The 16,464-nt window shown below is 63.7% G+C and carries 15 protein-coding genes; 3 read left to right on the top strand and 12 right to left on the bottom strand.

The window, feature by feature from the left end; genetic code table 11:
* Positions 1-208 precede the first annotated feature (208 nt).
* Positions 209-1,291 carry a uroporphyrinogen decarboxylase gene (gene hemE / locus SR858_RS26995; RefSeq protein WP_019924109.1) on the bottom strand — a complete coding sequence of 361 codons (1,083 nt, stop codon included), beginning with the start codon at positions 1,289-1,291 and terminating at the stop codon, positions 209-211.
* 97 nt (positions 1,292-1,388) lie between these two features.
* Here hemE and SR858_RS26990 point away from each other — a divergent pair, with 97 nt between their 5' ends.
* The 3 genes from SR858_RS26990 to SR858_RS26980 all read left to right on the top strand — a co-directional run bounded on the left by SR858_RS26990 (position 1,389) and on the right by SR858_RS26980 (position 9,500).
* On the top strand, positions 1,389-3,359 hold the full coding sequence (locus tag SR858_RS26990; protein WP_020647640.1) for a dipeptidyl-peptidase 5: 1,971 nt from the start codon (positions 1,389-1,391) through the stop codon (positions 3,357-3,359).
* Positions 3,356-7,528 (top strand): DEAD/DEAH box helicase, encoded by a 4,173-nt coding sequence (locus SR858_RS26985; RefSeq protein ID WP_019924112.1) that lies wholly within the window; start codon positions 3,356-3,358, stop codon positions 7,526-7,528. Before SR858_RS26990 ends, SR858_RS26985 begins: the two co-directional genes overlap by 4 nt.
* A gap of 103 nt (positions 7,529-7,631) precedes the next feature.
* A complete protein-coding gene (locus SR858_RS26980; RefSeq protein ID WP_019924113.1) occupies positions 7,632-9,500 on the top strand; it encodes a DUF885 domain-containing protein in 1,869 nt (622 codons plus the stop codon).
* 156 nt (positions 9,501-9,656) lie between these two features.
* Here SR858_RS26980 and tatC read toward each other — a convergent pair whose 3' ends face one another.
* The 11 genes from tatC to hisC all read right to left on the bottom strand — a co-directional run bounded on the left by tatC (position 9,657) and on the right by hisC (position 16,462).
* Positions 9,657-10,415, bottom strand: coding sequence for a twin-arginine translocase subunit TatC (gene tatC, locus SR858_RS26975; RefSeq protein ID WP_019924114.1), 759 nt, complete (start codon positions 10,413-10,415; stop codon positions 9,657-9,659).
* Entirely contained in the window at positions 10,415-10,924 is a 510-nt protein-coding gene (gene tatB / locus SR858_RS26970) for a Sec-independent protein translocase protein TatB (RefSeq protein ID WP_019924115.1), read from the bottom strand. The genes tatC and tatB overlap by 1 nt, the downstream gene beginning before the upstream one ends.
* Before the next feature lie 47 nt (positions 10,925-10,971).
* Positions 10,972-11,196, bottom strand: a complete 225-nt coding sequence (gene tatA / locus SR858_RS26965; RefSeq protein WP_026637697.1) for a Sec-independent protein translocase subunit TatA — start codon at positions 11,194-11,196, stop codon at positions 10,972-10,974.
* Between the two features lie 144 nt (positions 11,197-11,340).
* On the bottom strand, positions 11,341-11,712 hold the full coding sequence (locus tag SR858_RS26960) for a histidine triad nucleotide-binding protein (protein ID WP_019924117.1): 372 nt from the start codon (positions 11,710-11,712) through the stop codon (positions 11,341-11,343).
* A 9-nt stretch (positions 11,713-11,721) separates the two neighbouring features.
* Positions 11,722-12,060 (bottom strand): phosphoribosyl-ATP diphosphatase, encoded by a 339-nt coding sequence (locus SR858_RS26955; protein WP_019924118.1) that lies wholly within the window; start codon positions 12,058-12,060, stop codon positions 11,722-11,724.
* A gap of 4 nt (positions 12,061-12,064) precedes the next feature.
* Entirely contained in the window at positions 12,065-12,502 is a 438-nt protein-coding gene (gene hisI, locus SR858_RS26950; RefSeq protein WP_019924119.1) for a phosphoribosyl-AMP cyclohydrolase, read from the bottom strand.
* 19 nt (positions 12,503-12,521) lie between these two features.
* On the bottom strand, positions 12,522-13,283 hold the full coding sequence (gene hisF, locus SR858_RS26945) for an imidazole glycerol phosphate synthase subunit HisF (RefSeq protein ID WP_019924120.1): 762 nt from the start codon (positions 13,281-13,283) through the stop codon (positions 12,522-12,524).
* Positions 13,284-13,287: 4 nt separating this feature from the next.
* A complete protein-coding gene (gene hisA / locus SR858_RS26940; RefSeq protein ID WP_026637698.1) occupies positions 13,288-14,076 on the bottom strand; it encodes a 1-(5-phosphoribosyl)-5-[(5-phosphoribosylamino)methylideneamino]imidazole-4-carboxamide isomerase in 789 nt (262 codons plus the stop codon).
* Between the two features lie 29 nt (positions 14,077-14,105).
* Positions 14,106-14,744 carry an imidazole glycerol phosphate synthase subunit HisH gene (gene hisH, locus SR858_RS26935; protein ID WP_026637699.1) on the bottom strand — a complete coding sequence of 213 codons (639 nt, stop codon included), beginning with the start codon at positions 14,742-14,744 and terminating at the stop codon, positions 14,106-14,108.
* Positions 14,745-14,756: 12 nt separating this feature from the next.
* On the bottom strand, positions 14,757-15,347 hold the full coding sequence (hisB, locus tag SR858_RS26930; RefSeq protein ID WP_019924123.1) for an imidazoleglycerol-phosphate dehydratase HisB: 591 nt from the start codon (positions 15,345-15,347) through the stop codon (positions 14,757-14,759).
* Positions 15,348-15,367: 20 nt separating this feature from the next.
* Positions 15,368-16,462: a histidinol-phosphate transaminase gene (gene hisC, locus SR858_RS26925; protein WP_019924124.1), complete on the bottom strand. Its 1,095-nt coding sequence runs from the start codon at positions 16,460-16,462 to the stop codon at positions 15,368-15,370.
* Positions 16,463-16,464: the final 2 nt, after the last annotated feature.

Genomic DNA, 16,464 nt, shown 5'->3' with positions numbered 1-16,464 from the left:
GGTATTGAAGAGCAACCATGCCTTTCATGACACAAATTTTACCTATAAAAATCAATCACTTGCAAGCGCATGCCCGGGGCGGAGATTGGCAGTGCCTGTTATTTTTGCAGCAGAAAAAATTGTGCATAAGTCGGTTTGCTTGCCCGGGTGCACCAAGCAAAAAGGGCACGTCCCCGGAGGAAACGTGCCCCTTCCCTGGAACTTGCCCTTAGCTGGCGCGTTGCGCCCGGCTGTAGCTGTGCACCGCTTCCACCATCACCGAGACGCTTTCCGGCGGCGTGAATTGTGAAATGCCGTGGCCCAGGTTGAACACGTGGCCGTTACCGTCCTGCGGCTTGCCGAAGGCGTCGAGCACCTTGTGCACTTCGGCCACGATCTGTTCCGGGTTGGCGAACAGGATGGCCGGGTCCAGGTTGCCCTGCAACGCCACCTTGTGGCCCACGGCGGCGCGCGCGCGGGTGAGATTAGCGGTCCAGTCCAGGCCCACGGCATCGGCGCCGGTGTCGGCGATCTGTTCGATCCACTGGCCGCCGCCCTTGGTGAAGACGATGGCCGGAATCTTGACGCCGTCCTTTTCGCGCTTGAGCAAGGACACCACCTGGCGCATGTAGTCGAGCGAGAAGGTCTGATAGGCGCCATCGGCCAGCGCACCGCCCCACGAGTCGAAGATCATCACGGCCTGGGCGCCAGCGTCGATCTGGGCATTCAGGTAGGCCGCCACCGCCTGGGCGTTGGTGGACAGGATGTGGTGCATAAGGTCCGGGCGGCTGTACAGCATCTTTTTAATCGTGTGGAACTCGCGCGAGCCCTGGCCCTCGACCATGTAGCACGCCAGCGTCCACGGGCTGCCCGAGAAACCGATCAGCGGCACCCGGCCATTGAGTTCAGTGCGGATTTGCGTGACGGCCTTGAACACGTAGTCGAGCGAATCGAGTTCCGGCGCGCGCAGCGCCAGCACTTCGGCCTCGGTCTTGAGCGGACGCTCGAACTTCGGGCCCTCGCCCTCCACGAAGTACAGGCCCAGGCCCATGGCGTCGGGCACGGTCAGAATGTCCGAGAACAGGATCGCCGCATCGAGCGGGAAGCGGGCCAACGGCTGCAACGTCACTTCGGTGGCGTAGTCGGGATTGGTAGCGAGGCCCATGAACGAGCCGGCCTTCTGGCGCGTGGCGCGGTATTCCGGCAGGTAGCGCCCCGCCTGGCGCATCAGCCACACGGGGGTGTGGTCCGTCGGCTGGCGCAGCAGCGCGCGCAGGAAAGTATCATTCTGGAGCGGGGCGAATTGTGGCATCGGTGATCATCAAATGGCGGCGAAAGGATTATTATCGCACTCCGGGTGCGCTTTCGCTGGAAGCTTGCCTCTTTGATCACCCTTTTTTGGAGATGCCATGACCGCCACGCCCACCATCGCCCCCTACGGCACCTGGACCTCGACGATTACCGCCGCGCGCGTGGCGGCCGGCGCCACGCCGATGTCCGGCTTGCAGGTGGGCGGCGCGGACGGCAACGACATCTTCTGGCTGGCCGGCCGCGCGGCCGAAGCCGGCCGCAACACCCTGCTGCGCCACCACGGCGCCGAAACACAGGAACTCACGCCCGCACCGTTCAACGTGCGCACCCGCGTCCACGAATACGGCGGCGGCGCGTACCTGGTCGATGGCGCCACCGTGTATTTCTCGCATTTTGCCGATAACCGCCTGTACCGCTTGGCCATCGACGCCGACCACGCCGTGCCGGTGGCGCTGTCGCAGGGTGGCCAACACCGTTTTGCCGACTTCGTGCTCGACCGCGCGCATGAGCGCCTGATCGGCGTGCGCGAACTGCACGCAGACGATGGCAACGACCACGCGCAGCCGGTCAATACCATCAGCGCGCTCGGCTTCGACTTCGACGGCGTTGAACAAGTGCTGGTTGAAGGCGCCGACTTTTACTCGTCGCCGCGCCTCGCGCCGGACGGCCGCACGCTGGCGTGGCTCAGCTGGGACCACCCGCGCATGCCGTGGCAGGGCACCACCCTGTGGCGCGCCGGCGTGAACCCGGACGGCACGCTGTCAGCCCCGGTGCAGGTGGCGGGCGGCGCCGAGGAATCGATCTGCCAGCCCGAGTGGTCGCCGGACGGCCTGCTGCATTTCGTCTCGGACCGCAGCGGCTGGTGGAACCTGTACCGCCAGGGCGGCGATCAGGCAATCGAGGCGCTGTGCCCGATGGAAGCGGAGTTCGGCGGCCCGCACTGGACCTTCGGCAACAGCATGTACGGCTTCCGCTCGGCTGGCGAAATCATCTGCACCTATATCGACAAGGGCGTGAGCCGCCTGGCGCGCCTGCTGCCGGCCAGCGGCAAGCTCGAACCGCTCTCCAACCCGTACGAGGAAATCCGCGAACTGCGCGTGGCGCCCGGCTATGTCGCCATGCTGGCCGGCAGCCCGACCATTGCGCTGGAACTGGCGCGCATCGATTTCACCGAAGAAGGCGTGGAAATCCTGGCGCAGTCGATCGAGGACCTGCCCGACGAAGCCAACCTGTCGGTGCCGCTGAACCTGGAGTTTGCCAGCAACGGCCGTACCGCCTACGCCTTCTTCTACCCGCCGCGCAATGCGCTTGTCACCGCGCCCGACGGCGACAAGCCGCCGGTGATCGTGATCAGCCACGGCGGCCCCACCGGCATGACCGTCAACACGTTAAAACTGGCCACGCAGTTCTGGACCAGCCGGGGCTTCGGCGTGCTGGACGTGAACTACGGCGGCAGCACCGGCTTTGGCCGCGCTTACCGCGATTTGCTGCGCGGCCAGTGGGGCATCGTGGACGTGGAAGACTGCGTGGCCGGCGCCCGCGCGCTGGTCGAACGGGGACTGGCCGACAACGACCGCCTGATCATCCGGGGCGGCAGCGCCGGTGGCCTGACCACGCTGTGCGCGCTGACGTTCCACGACGTGTTCAAGCTGGGCGCCAGCTACTACGGCGTCTCGGATCTGAAAGGGCTGGACCAGGACTCGCACAAGTTCGAATCGCACTACAATGCCTACCTGATTGCGCCGCAGCCGCAGGCCGAGGCGCTGTACCAGGCCCGGTCGCCGATCAACCACACCGACCGCCTCAAGCGCCCGATGATTTTCTTCCAGGGCTTAGATGACAAGGTGGTGCCGCCGCAGCAGTCCGAGATGATGGTCGATGCGCTGCGCGCACGCGGCGTGCCGGTGGCGTACGTGCCGCTCGAAGGCGAAGGCCATGGCTTCCGCAAGGGCGAAAACATCGTGCGCACCCTGGAAGCGGAACTGTATTTTTACCAGCGCATGTTCGGCCTGCACGATGCAGCCGCGCCGGCGCCGGTTCACATCGATAACTTGCCCAACCGAGAATGACCGAGACCACCTTGCAGCACGAATTCGATGCGCTGGAATTCAATGAAAAAATGATCCTGGCGCTGCTGGCGCTGATCGGCGAGCCGGTAGGACGCACCGCCATCCTCGACCTGCTCAAGCACGCCCGCATCGAAAACGCCGACGGCAAGCGCTACACCGTGCTCACGCTCGACGACGCCATGCAAAAGCTCGACCGCCTGGCCTTCATCAGCGTGGTGGTGGGACGCGGCCACATATGCAATCCCAAGCTGCGCTGGCCCGCCATCCGCGCGGCCATCGGCACCCATGCGCTCGACGACCTGTGCGCGGCCTACATGGAACTGGTGCCGCTGCGCCAGACCTGGGGCGGCTACGAGCCGCGCAGCTACCGCGCCGGCATGGCGCTCTTGCGCATGGGCCTCTTGCGCGGCCAGGCGCCGCAGCAACTGGCGCCGATCCTGGCTTTTTGCCAGAACAGCTACGAGGCGGCGCAACTGCATCCGATCGTGGAAATCTTCGGGCGCCCGTTCGAGGCAGGCATGCTGGCGCGCGTACACCCTTTGATGCAGGACGATATCCTCGCCACCCTGCTGCACAACGCCCAGTACGAACCACAAACCGCACCGGGCATCCGCGAATTTTGCGAACAGCACCTGCAACGCCGGCAGGCGGCCAACGACACTGTCGCCCCGGCCTTGCGCATGGCGCTGACCGCCGACGCCATCCTGGGCGGACGCATCGACGACGCCAGGCGTTACCTGGACCGCACGGCCGGCCCGGACAGCCAGTTCCTCGCCAGCACCGTGGTGCTGTTGCAGGGTGCGGGCAGCGCGGCGCTGGCAGGTTTTGAGGTGGCACTGAAGACGCTGCGCCGCGAGACCGGCAAGCGCAAGCAGCTGTTCGACGGCTTCGGCAGCTACCTGTACCTGGCCGCCCTGCTGCGCAGTCCCGACCCCAAGCACCAGAAAAGCGTGCAAGCCTACCTCGAGATCGCGGTACGCATGCCACAAAACCGGGGCAGCGCGATCTTCCAGCAGCTCGACCTGCTGCGCCAGGTCCGCGCCGGCACCATGACCGCCGACGCCATCGGCAACCTGGCATGGGACCCCGACCTGCAAACCCAGTTGTTCCAGTGCCTGCTGTTCTACTGGCTGTCGGTGCCGCACCTGGGCGAGCGCAAGCTGCAGTTGCAGGAACTGTTCGAGCAATCGGACCGCGCCGGTTTTTACTTCATCGCGGCGCAGGCAGCCACCTTGCTGGGCCACCTGGGCAATGTCGGGATGTCCGAGCGCGGCGCCGCCCTGCGCGCGCGCCTGGCGCTGCCCGACCTGTCCACCTGGTTCGAGCGGCAGGAAGGCTGGCAGCGCCAGCTCACGGCGCTGATCAACCTGCAGCAACCCGAGGGCGCGGCTGTCGCTGGCGCCGGCAAGGCGTCGCGCCTGGTGTGGCTGCTCGAGTACCAGCCGCGCTGGGGCGTAACGGAAGTGACACCGGTCGAGCAAAAGCGCGATGCGCGCGGCATCTGGAGCAAAGGCCGCGCGGCCAGCCTGAAGCGCCTGCGTTTCGAGACCGAGGCATTCGACTTCCTCACGCCGCAGGACGTGCGCGCCACCGAATCGATCACGGTATCGCATCGCGGCTACACGTCGAGCGGCATGGCCTATGAAGTCAACCCGCAGCGCGCGGTTGCCGCCCTGGTGGGCCACCCGCTGCTGTATTGGGCCGATGCACCGGACATGCGAGTGGAACTGCTGGCAGGCGAGCCGGAACTGTTGATCCGAAAAAGCGCGGGCAACCTCGAAATCCGCCTGCACCCGCCGATTCCCGACGACAGCGCCACCGTGATCGTGACCAAGGAAACGCCCACGCGCCTGCGCGTGGTCACCATCCAGGACGAGCACCGGCGCATCGGTGCCATCGTCGGCGACGCCCTCAACGTGCCGGCCCACGCCGAAGAACAGGTGCTGCACGCGATCCGCTCGATTTCGTCGCTGGTGACGGTGCAATCGGACATCGGCGGCGCCGCGCCCGACATGGAGCAGGTGGAGGCGGACATGCGCCTGCACGTGCACCTGCTACCGTACCAGCATGGCCTCAAGATGCAGATCCTGGTGCGGCCGCTACCCAACGGCGCCTACTACGCCCCTGGCGACGGCGCCGACAGCGTGATCGCCGACGCCGGCGGCAAACCGATGCAGGCCCGGCGCCAGCTGGTCGAGGAGCGCGACGCCGAACGCGCGCTGGTCGCCAAGTGCCCGGTGCTGGAATCCGCCGAACAGGAACACGGCGAATGGTTGCTGGGCCAGCCGGCGCTGTGCCTGCAACTGCTGACCGAATTGCAGGAGCTGCCGCCCGAGAGCATCGTCATCGCCTGGCCCGAGGGCGAGAAATTCCGCGTCACGGCCAAGGTGGAAACCAAGCAGGTGCGCCTGGCCATCAAGAGCAACAAGGACTGGTTTGCCGCCAGCGGCCAGGTGCAGATCGACGAAGACAAGGTGATGGACTTGCGCACCCTGCTCGAACTGGTCCAGAAAAGCAAAAGCCGCTTCGTGGAACTGGGCGAAAACCGCTTCCTGGCGCTGGCCGACGAACTGCATCGGCGCCTGCGCGAAGTCTCGGCCTACGGCGAGCTGACCGAAGACGGCGTGCGCCTGCATCCGCTGGCGTCGTTCGCCCTGGAAGAACTGGCCGACGACGTCGGTGGCGTCAAGGCCGACAAGCTGTGGAAGGAGCACCTGGCGCGCATGGCCGAGCAGACCGTGTTCGAGCCGGTGCTGCCGTCCACCTTGCAGGCCGACCTGCGCGACTACCAGGTCGATGGCTTCAACTGGCTGGCACGCCTTGCGCACTGGGGCGTGGGCGCCTGCCTGGCCGACGACATGGGCCTCGGTAAAACCCTGCAGGCGCTGGCGCTGATCCTGTCGCGCGCGCCGGACGGCCCTACCCTGGTGATCGCCCCGACCTCCGTGTGCCTGAACTGGGTGAGCGAGGCGGCGCGCTTTGCGCCCACCTTGAACGTCAAGATGTTCGGCGCCGGCGACCGTGCCGACACCCTGGCCACCTTGCAGCCGTACGACCTGGTGGTGGCCAGCTACGGCCTGCTGCAGCTGGAAGCGGCGCTGTTTGCCGGTGTCAAGTGGCGCACCATCGTGCTCGACGAAGCGCAGGCGATCAAGAACGGCGCCACCAAGCGCTCGCAGGCGGTGATGGCCTTGAATGGCGACTTCCGCATGGCGTGCACCGGCACGCCGCTGGAAAACCACCTGGGCGAGTTGTGGAACCTGTTCCGCTTCATCAATCCGGGCCTGCTGGGCAGCATCGAGCAGTTCAACCTGCGCTTTGCCGCACCGATCGAAAAGCCGCAGGACCACCGCGCCGAAGTGGGCGCACGCAACCGCCTGCGCCGGCTGATCCAGCCGTTCATGCTGCGCCGGACCAAGTCGCAGGTGCTGACCGAACTGCCACCGCGCACCGAGATCACGCTCGAAGTGGACCTGTCGGCCGAGGAGACGGCACTGTACGAATCGCTGCGCCGCACGGCGCTGGAAACGCTGGCGGCCGTGGAAGGGCCGGCGGAAAAGAAATCGATCCAGATCCTGGCCGAGATCATGAAGCTGCGCCGCGCCTGCTGCAATCCGAACCTGGTGTCGCCGGAACTGGGCATCGCCAGCAGCAAGCTGGCCGCGTTTGCGCACCTGCTGGCCGGCCTGCTGGAAAACCGCCACAAGGTGCTGGTGTTCAGCCAGTTCGTCGACCACCTGGCGCTGATCCGCGCCCACCTCGACGCCAACGATATCGGTTACCAGTACCTCGACGGTTCCACGCCGATGAACGAGCGCAAGAAGCGCGTCGATGCGTTCCAGGCCGGTATCGGCGACGTCTTCCTGATCAGCCTGAAAGCGGGCGGCGTGGGCATCAACCTGACGGCCGCCGACTACGTGATCCACATGGACCCGTGGTGGAATCCGGCGGTGGAAGACCAGGCCTCGGACCGCGCCCACCGTATGGGCCAGCTGCGGCCGGTGACCATTTACCGGCTGGTGGCGCGTCACACGATCGAAGAAGGCATCGTCGATCTGCACCAGCACAAGCGCGACCTGGCCGACAGCCTGCTCGAAGGCAGCGATGTCTCGGGCCGCATGTCGGCGGGCGAGATGTTGAACATGTTGCAAGAGGGGCTCACGTATTAGCTTGTAACAGGGTCGCTCAAGCGGGCCGATTAATGATAATCTCCCACGCTTCGACTCGGCTCGCAGACGGGCCTTGTCATCTTTACACAAGGCTGCATAGACGATGATCAAGACAAAACTCGCGCTGGCGGTGGTAATGGCGGCCCTCGCCTTTGCCCCGGCCAGCGCCGCGACCCAGAAAAAGTCCGCGAAGACCACGAAGACCACGAAGACCACCAAGAAATATACGGCCAAAACTACCAAGAAAAGCACGGCCAAGACCGTCGCCAAGGCCGCGCCCGCAGCAGTGCTGGCCGAGCGCTGGCAGGACCGCCAGTTCGATGCGCTGAGCAACCAGTTCCTCAACGCCCAGTGGCGCATCGATTCGGAAAGCGCGATCTACGCCGGCAAGTACGATACCGCCGCCACCCTGTTCGTGCCCGACCAGGCCGGTATTGCCAGCGAACTGGCCTTCATCGACGAATGGCTCGAGCGCTTCGGCAAGGTCAACGCCAAGCAGCTGGCCGCCAAGCAGCGCACCGATCTGCAACTGCTGCAAAACAAGCTCGAAGGCGACCGCTGGCGCCTGACCACGCTGCGCGAATACGAGTGGAATCCCGCCAGCTACAACGTGGCCGGCCCGCTGGACCTGATCCTCAATACCGAATATGCGTCCCGGCCGCAGCGCCTGCGCACCCTGCTCAAGCGCATCACCAGCATTCCGGCGTACTACGACGCGGCGCGCGCCAACATCGTCAACCCCACGCGCGAGCACACGCTGCTGGCGATCAAGCAGGCCCCTGGCGTGCAGGCCGTGCTGGTGGAAGTCAACAAGGTGGCGCAGGCGTCGATCCTGAACGCGGCCGAGAAGCAGCAGTTCACCTTGCGCGTCGATGCCGCGCTGGCTGCTGTGAACAACTACGTTACGTACCTGACCGAGCGCGAAAAGCTGATGGCCACCGAAGGCCGCCGCAGCTTCCGCATCGGCAAGGAACTGTACGAGAAAAAATTCGCCTACGATATCCAGTCGGGCAGCACCGCCGAGCAGACCTATCAAAAAGCGCTGGCCGCGCGCGAAGACCTGCTGACCAATATGGACCGCCTGTCCGACGAGATGTGGGACAAGTATTTACCAGGCGTGGCAAAACCGGCCGACCGCTATGCCAAGATCGGCAGGATGATCGACAAGCTCTCCGAGCGCCATGTCGCGCGCGAAAACTTCGTCGCCGAAATCCGCCGCCAGATTCCCGAATTGCAGGCCTGGGTGATCAAGCACGACCTGCTCACGCTCGACCCGAACAAGCAACTCGAAGTGCGCGCCACCCCTGCCTACCAGGCCGGCGTGGCAGGGGCCAGCATCGACGCGCCGGGCCCGTACCGTCCGCAGGACCGCACCTACTACAACGTCACCCCGCTCGACGGCGCCACGCCCGAGGCAGCCGAGAGCAGCCTGCGCGAATACAACCACTGGATCCTGCAAATCCTCAACATCCACGAAGCCATTCCCGGCCACTACGCCCAGCTGGTGTACGCCAACAAGTCGCCATCGATCGTCAAGTCGATCTTCGGCAACGGCGCCATGGTCGAAGGCTGGGCCGTGTACGGCGAGCGCATGATGCTCGAATCGGGCTATGGCGACAACGCGCCGGAAATGTGGCTGATGTATTCGAAATGGAACCTGCGCAGCGTCACCAACACCATCCTCGACTACAGCGTGCACGTGCTGGGCATGACCGAAGAGCAGGCCATCGACCTGCTGACCCGCCAGGCCTTCCAGACCCGCACCGAGGCCACCGAAAAGTGGCACCGGGTGCAGGTATCGTCGGTGCAGCTGACCAGCTACTTCAGCGGCTACAGCGAGATCATGGCGCTACGCGAAGAACGCAAGCAGGCGCTGGGCAGCAACTTCAATTTGAAACAGTTCCACGAACAGTTCCTCGGCTACGGCAGCGCGCCGGTGCGGGTGATCCGGGAATTGATGACGAATAAATAAGCACCACGCAAAAGCCCCGCAGTGTTACCACTGCGGGGCTTTTTTACGTCTGCCTAACGGCTGTTGCAACGAGTCCGTGGCTAGGCGCGGCGTCGCAGGCAGTGCGCTAGCACGGCAAGACGCCGCAACGACGCCATGGGCTCGTTTCAACAGCCGTTAAGACTGTTTTTCTTCGGGGGCGGTTGACATCTTGACAAACATCGGCGCCACCAGCAAACCCAGTTCGAACAGCAGGCACATCGGAATCGCCAGCGAGAACATCGACATCGCGTCCGGCGGCGTGACCAGGCCGGCAATCGCGAACGCACCGACGATGGCGTACGGACGGATTTCCTTGAGCTTGGCCACCGACACCAGCCCGGTGCGCACCAGGATCACCACCACCACCGGCACTTCGAAGGTGGCGCCGAAAGCGAGGCACATCGACATCACGAAGTCGAGGTAGTTCTCGATATCGGGCGTGACCGCAATCGACGTGGGCGAGAACTGGGCAATGAAGTGGAACACGCGGCCGAACACGAAGAAATAACAGAACGCCACGCCCGCCATGAACAGCAGCGACGACGAAATGACCAGCGGCGCGACCAGGCGCTTTTCATGCGTGTACAGGCCGGGGGCGACAAACGCCCACATCTGGTATAGCACCCACGGCAAGGCCATGATCAGCCCCAGCACGAAAGTGACCTTCATGGGCACCAGGAACGGCGATGTCACGCCGGTAGCGATCATCTTGGAGCCGACCGGCAGCGAGTTGATCATCGGTTGGGCGATGAAGTCGTAGATTTGCGCCGGGCCGGGCCAGAACATCAGTACGGCAACCACCAGCACGACCCCGATGGTCGCCTTGACCAGCCGGTTGCGCAGTTCGACCAGATGGGAGATGAAGGTCTCTTCGCCTGTGTTTGGGGTAGTCATCAGTAAAACGAGTTCTGGATGTTGCCGCGTGGGCGGAACCGGGCAACGCGGGCGGCGCCGGACGTGACGTGCAGCTTGCCGCCGTGGCGTTGCTTGTACCAGCCGGGTACTGCCGAGTTACGCACCAGTTTTTTACGGCGGAACTCGCGCGCCTTGCGCGCCAGGTCGTCGCTGCTCACCGTGGAAAACGAAGTCGAGGCCGACGAGATATCTTCCATGGCCGGCGTATCGTGCCAGGCATTCTGCACCTCGCCGAGGTTTTCCGCGATGGAGTTTTCGACGTCGCTCTTGATGTTGTGCGCCGCTTCCTGCACTTCCTTTTGCAGGTTGCGCAGTTCTTCGAGCTCGATTTCGCGCGTGACTTCGGACTTGACGTTGTTGAGGTAACGCTGGGCGCGGCCGTACAGGTTCCCGGCCATGCGCGCCACCTTGGGCAGCTTTTCGGGACCGATGACGATCAGCGCAACCACGCCGATCACCATCATTTTGGTAATACCGAGATCGATCATAGGACAGAAGCGTCAGCTCGCGCGGCCCCGCGAAGGGCCGTTGCGGCTTACAGCTTGTTTTTCTCTTTGACGTCGACGTCAATGGTGCTCGGGGTGGCCGGAGGCGCAGGCGGAGCGACCGGCTTGTCCTCGTCGCTGCCCTTGACGCCATCCTTGAAGCCTTTGACGGCCTTGCCGATGTCACCACCCATATTGCCCAGCTTTTTGGTGCCGAAGATCAAAATCACCACCACCAGCAAAATAACCCAATGTATCCAGCTCGTCGAACCCATCTTATTCCCCTTGGCGGCGCCATGCGCCTGTTAATCCATTGATCCGTTGTTTCAAATTGCAGCAACAGTATACGTCAAGCGCCGCGCGTCATGTGCATGTCATGTAGCAAGCCTTGTGACCAGTTGTCAGGCTGGCAGTAACTGTTATCGTTCGTTACGCCACGGGTGGGCGCCGCCGATCACGTGCATGTGCAGATGGTACACCTCTTGCCCGCCATCCGGTCCACTATTGATGACGGTCTTGAAGCCGGCCACCGGCTGACCCTGGTCATCATAGCTGACCGCGCAACCGAATTCCCCTGCAAGACGGGGGGCCAGCGCCAGCATTTTGCCCAGCAGCGGGGCGTCGTCCGGCGTGCAGTCGGACAGCGTGGAAAAATGCTTTTTCGGGATCACCAGCAGGTGCACGGGCGCATGCGGGTGGATGTCCTTGAACGCATATAACTCGTCGTCTTCGTAGACGGCGGTGGACGGGATGGTCTTTTCAGCGATCTTGCAGAACAGGCAGTTATCCACGGGGGCTCCTCAATCCTTGCGGGAATTCTTCTCTTCGATACCGGACACACCTTCGCGGCGCGCCAGTTCGTCCAGGACTTGCTGGGGCTTCAAGTCGAACTGCGCCAGCAGCACCAGCGTATGGAACCACAGGTCGGCCACTTCGTACAACACCTTGTCAGGCTCGCCAGAAACGCGCGCGTCCTTGGCGGCCATCACGGTCTCGGTGGCTTCTTCGCCGATTTTTTTCAGGATGGCGTCGTCGCCCTTGGCAAACAGCTTGGAGACATACGACGTGGCGGGGTCGCCGCCGTTGGCCAGCTTGCGCGATTCCATCAGCTCGGCCAGGCGGTCCAGGATAGTGCTCATAAACTCAGCTCGATTTCGGTTTGGTGTAAATGTCGCCCGGGTCCTTCAGGACCGGCTCGGCGTTGTGCCAGTCGCCGCCCTCGGCGTCGCCCTCGAATTTTTGATAGAAACACGAATGGCGGCCGGTATGGCAGGCGATGCCGCCGGCTTGCTCGATCTTGAGCAGCACCACGTCTTCATCGCAGTCGAGGCGGATTTCCAGCACTTTTTGCGTGTGGCCCGACTCTTCGCCCTTGTGCCACAGCTTCTTGCGCGAGCGGCTCCAGTACACGGCTTCGCCGAGCTCGACCGTTTTGGCCAGCGCGTCGCGGTTCATCCAGGCAAACATCAACACGTCGTTGCTGCCGGCCTCCTGCGCGATCACCGGCACCAGGCCGTTTTCGTCCCAGTGGATTTTTTTCAGCCATTTGGCCTTGGCCACGTTGTTGGTTGGGGTAGACATGAGTTTTTCCGCTATCTGCTTAATCGAGGCGCATCGGAATGCCCTGCGCTGCCATGAAGCGCTTGGCTTCCTGCACCGTGTGCTGGCCGTAGTGGAAGATGCTCGCTGCCAGCACCGCGTCTGCCTTGCCGAGCTTGACGCCGTCTGCCAGGTCTTGCAGGCCACCCACGCCGCCCGAGGCGATCACGGGGATGCCGATGGCGTTCGACACGCTGCTGGTCAGGCCCAAATCAAAACCGGACTTGGTGCCGTCGCGGTCCATGCTGGTGAGCAGGATTTCGCCGGCGCCCAGCTGTTCCATCTTGACGGCCCACTCGATGGCGTCGATGCCGGTGGCCTTGCGCCCGCCGTGGGTAAACACTTCCCACTTGCCCGGGGACACCTGCTTGGCGTCAATCGCCACCACGATGCACTGCGAGCCGTGCTTTTGCGAGGCCTCGTACACCAGTTGCGGGTTCGACACGGCCGACGAGTTCATGCTGACCTTGTCCGCGCCGGCATTGAGCAGGCGGCGCACATCGGCCACCTCGCGCACGCCGCCACCGACGGTGAGCGGAATGAACACCTGCGCAGCGACGGCCTCGATGATGTGCAAAATCAGGCCGCGATTGTCGCTGGTGGCAGTGATGTCGAGGAAGGTCAGTTCGTCGGCGCCCTGCTCGTCGTAGCGGCGGGCGATTTCCACCGGGTCGCCGGCGTCGCGCAGCTCGGTGAAGTTGACGCCCTTGACCACGCGGCCATCGGTCACGTCCAGGCAGGGAATGATGCGTTTGGCAAGCATGTAATCAGTCTTCCGGGTAGTCGGGCAGGTCGCCGCTCAGTTCGTCCGCGCGCAGTTGCGCCGAGGCCAGGTCGATCGTGCCTTCGTAAATCGAACGGCCGCAGATCACGCCTTCGATGCCTTCGTCCTGCACCGCGCACAAGGCTTCGACGTCGCCGATGTTGTGCAGGCCACCCGACGCGATCACGGGAATCTTGACCGCTTGGGCCAGCTTGACGGTGGCGTCGATATTGACGCCGCCCATCATGCCGTCGCGGCCGATGTCGGTGTAGATGATAGCTTCCACGCCGTACGCTTCGAATTTCTTGGCCAGGTCGATCACTTCGTGGCCGCTCATCTTGCTCCAGCCGTCCGTGGCCACCTTGCCGTCCTTGGCGTCCAGGCCGACGATGATGTGGCCGGGGAAGGCGCCGCAGGCGTCGTGCAGGAAGCCCGGTTCCTTGACCGCGGCCGTGCCGATGATGACGTAGCTGATGCCGGCGTCGAGGTAGCGCTCGATGGTGTCGAGGTCGCGGATGCCGCCGCCCAGTTGCACCGGGATTTCGTCGAGGTCGTTTTCTTCGGCGAATTCCTGCACCACTTTCAGGATGGCCTTGACCGCGCCTTCATTCTTCGGCTTGCCGGCAAAGGCGCCGTTCAGGTCCACCAGGTGCAGGCGGCGCGCGCCTTGCTTGAGCCAGTGCAGGGCCATATCGGCCGGGTTTTCCGAGAAAACGGTGGCAAGTTCCATATCGCCTTGTTTGAGGCGAACGCAGTGACCGTCTTTGAGGTCGATGGCAGGAATGAGCAGCATGATAGGTCTGGGGTCTAGGGAAGTTAAGGTTAAGGGTTCCAGCGGACGAAATTACGGTACAGCTGCAGGCCCGCCGCGGCGCTCTTCTCCGGGTGGAACTGCGTGGCAAAAATATTATCACGGGCGACCGCGCAGCTGAACGGCGCGCCATACGTGGTCAGCCCGACGGTATGCGCGCTCTGCTCCGGCTGGGCGTAGTAGCTGTGGACAAAGTAAAAGTAGCTATTGTCCGCAATGCCATCCCACATCGGGTGAGACGCGTTTTGCTGCACTTGGTTCCAGCCCATTTGCGGCACCTTGAAGCGCGAGCCGTCTTGCTGCAGCTGGCCGTCGAGCTGGAAGCGCACGACCTTGCCGGGCAACAGGCCGAGGCCGGCAGCATCGCCTTCCTCGCTGCCATCGAACAGCATCTGCTCGCCGATGCACACGCCCATCAGCGGCTTGTTGCGGGAGGCAAGCATCAGCGCGTCCTGCACACCCGATTCGCGCAGGCTGCGCATGCAGTCGGGCATGGCGCCCTGGCCTGGCAGCACGATGCGGTCAGCGGTTTCGATGTCGGCCACGTCGCCGGAGATGAGCACGTTGGCCTCCGGGGCGACGGCGCGCAGCGCCTGCGCGACCGAACGCAGATTACCCATGCCGTAATCAACTACTACGATTTTTTTCATGATAGTGAAGTCTCACAGAGTGCCCTTGGTCGAGGGAATGGTGCCGGCCGCGCGCGGATCGAGCTCGGACGCCATGCGCAGCGCACGGCCGAAGGCCTTGAACACGGTCTCGCACTGGTGGTGCGCATTGGTGCCGCGCAGGTTGTCGATGTGCAGGGTGACCAGCGCGTGGTTGACGAAGCCGCGGAAAAATTCCAGGGTCAGGTCCACGTCGAAAGTGCCGATCATGGCGCGCGTAAACGGGATGTGGTACTCGATGCCTGGCCGGCCCGAGAAGTCCAGCACCACGCGCGACAGCGCTTCGTCGAGCGGCACATACGAATGGCCGTAACGGACGATGCCCTTGCGGTCGCCGATGGCCTTGGCCACGGCCATGCCCAGCGTGATGCCCACGTCTTCCACCGTGTGGTGGTTGTCGATATGGATGTCGCCGGTCGCTTCCACTTCCAGGTCGAACAGGCCATGGCGGGCGATCTGGTCGAGCATGTGGTCGAGGAAGGGCACGCCGGTATTGAGCTTTTGCTGGCCGGTGCCATCGAGGTTGATGGAGACGCGCACTTGCGTCTCGTTGGTATTGCGGGTGATTTCTGCGGTGCGGTTCATGAGGGGGCTCGCGAGGTTACTCAGGCTGCCAGCGACGCGGCGAAGGCATCGAGGAAGGTGGCGTTTTCTGCCGGGGTACTGACCGTAATGCGTAAACAATTGGCCAGCACAGCATGCATTTTACTCACATTTTTAATTAATACCTTGTGAGATAGTAGTTTGACGTTGGCATCGTCGGCATTGGGCACCCGAATCAAGATAAAATTCGCCGCCGACGGAAAAACCTTCACGCCGGGAAATTCTGCCAATGCAGCCATCAGATCGGCGCGTGCGGCGCGCAACGCGTGCGCCTGCTGGTTCAGCACCTCCACGTGGTCGAGCGCGAATTCGGCCGCCGTCTGCGTCAATACGTTGATGTTGTAAGGAGGCCGCACTTTATCGAACTGCTCGAGCAGTTTGGGCGCCGCCGACATGTAGCCGAGGCGGATTCCCGCCAGTCCCAGCTTCGAGACCGTGCGCATCACCACCAGGTTGTCGAACTGCGGCAGGCGGTCCATGAAGGTCTGCTGGGCGAACGGCTCGTACGCTTCATCCACCACGGCCAGGCCGAAACCGTCCAAAGCCTTGATGATGGCGACGATATCGCTTTCTGCGAACAGGTTGCCGGTCGGGTTGTTCGGGTACGACAGGAACACCAGCGCCGGCTTGTGCTGGTTGATCGCCGCAAGCATGGCCGGCAGGTCGAGCGTGAGGTCCGCTTTCACCGGTACGCCCACGTAGTCCATGCCCGCATACTGCGCCGAGCGCGCGTACATCACGAACGACGGTGTGGGCGACAGCACCACCGCGCGGCGCTCCTGCTGCGCGCACGCCATGCACAGGATCGAGATCAGTTCATCGGAACCGTTGCCGAGCATGACGTCATACCCTGCCGGCACGCCCAGCGTGGCGCGTACCTTGTGCCTGGTGGTTGCGTACGACGCCACCGGGTAGCGGTTCAGGGTGGCGGCAGCCAGGCGCGTGCCCAGCTCCTGCAGCAAATGCTCGGGCAGCTGGTACGGGTTTTCCATCGCATCGAGCTTCACGAAGCCACTGGCGTCGGCCACGTGGTAGCCCTGCATGGCTGCGACGTCCGGCCGTATGGTGTTGGCGATGAGGGTGTCGATGGCGGACATCT

It is taken from the genome of Duganella zoogloeoides (assembly GCF_034479515.1).
In the GTDB taxonomy this organism is placed as follows: domain Bacteria; phylum Pseudomonadota; class Gammaproteobacteria; order Burkholderiales; family Burkholderiaceae_D; genus Rugamonas; species Rugamonas zoogloeoides.
The sequence above is the reverse complement of the archived record's forward strand: the minus strand, read 5'-3'. Positions and strand labels throughout refer to the sequence as shown.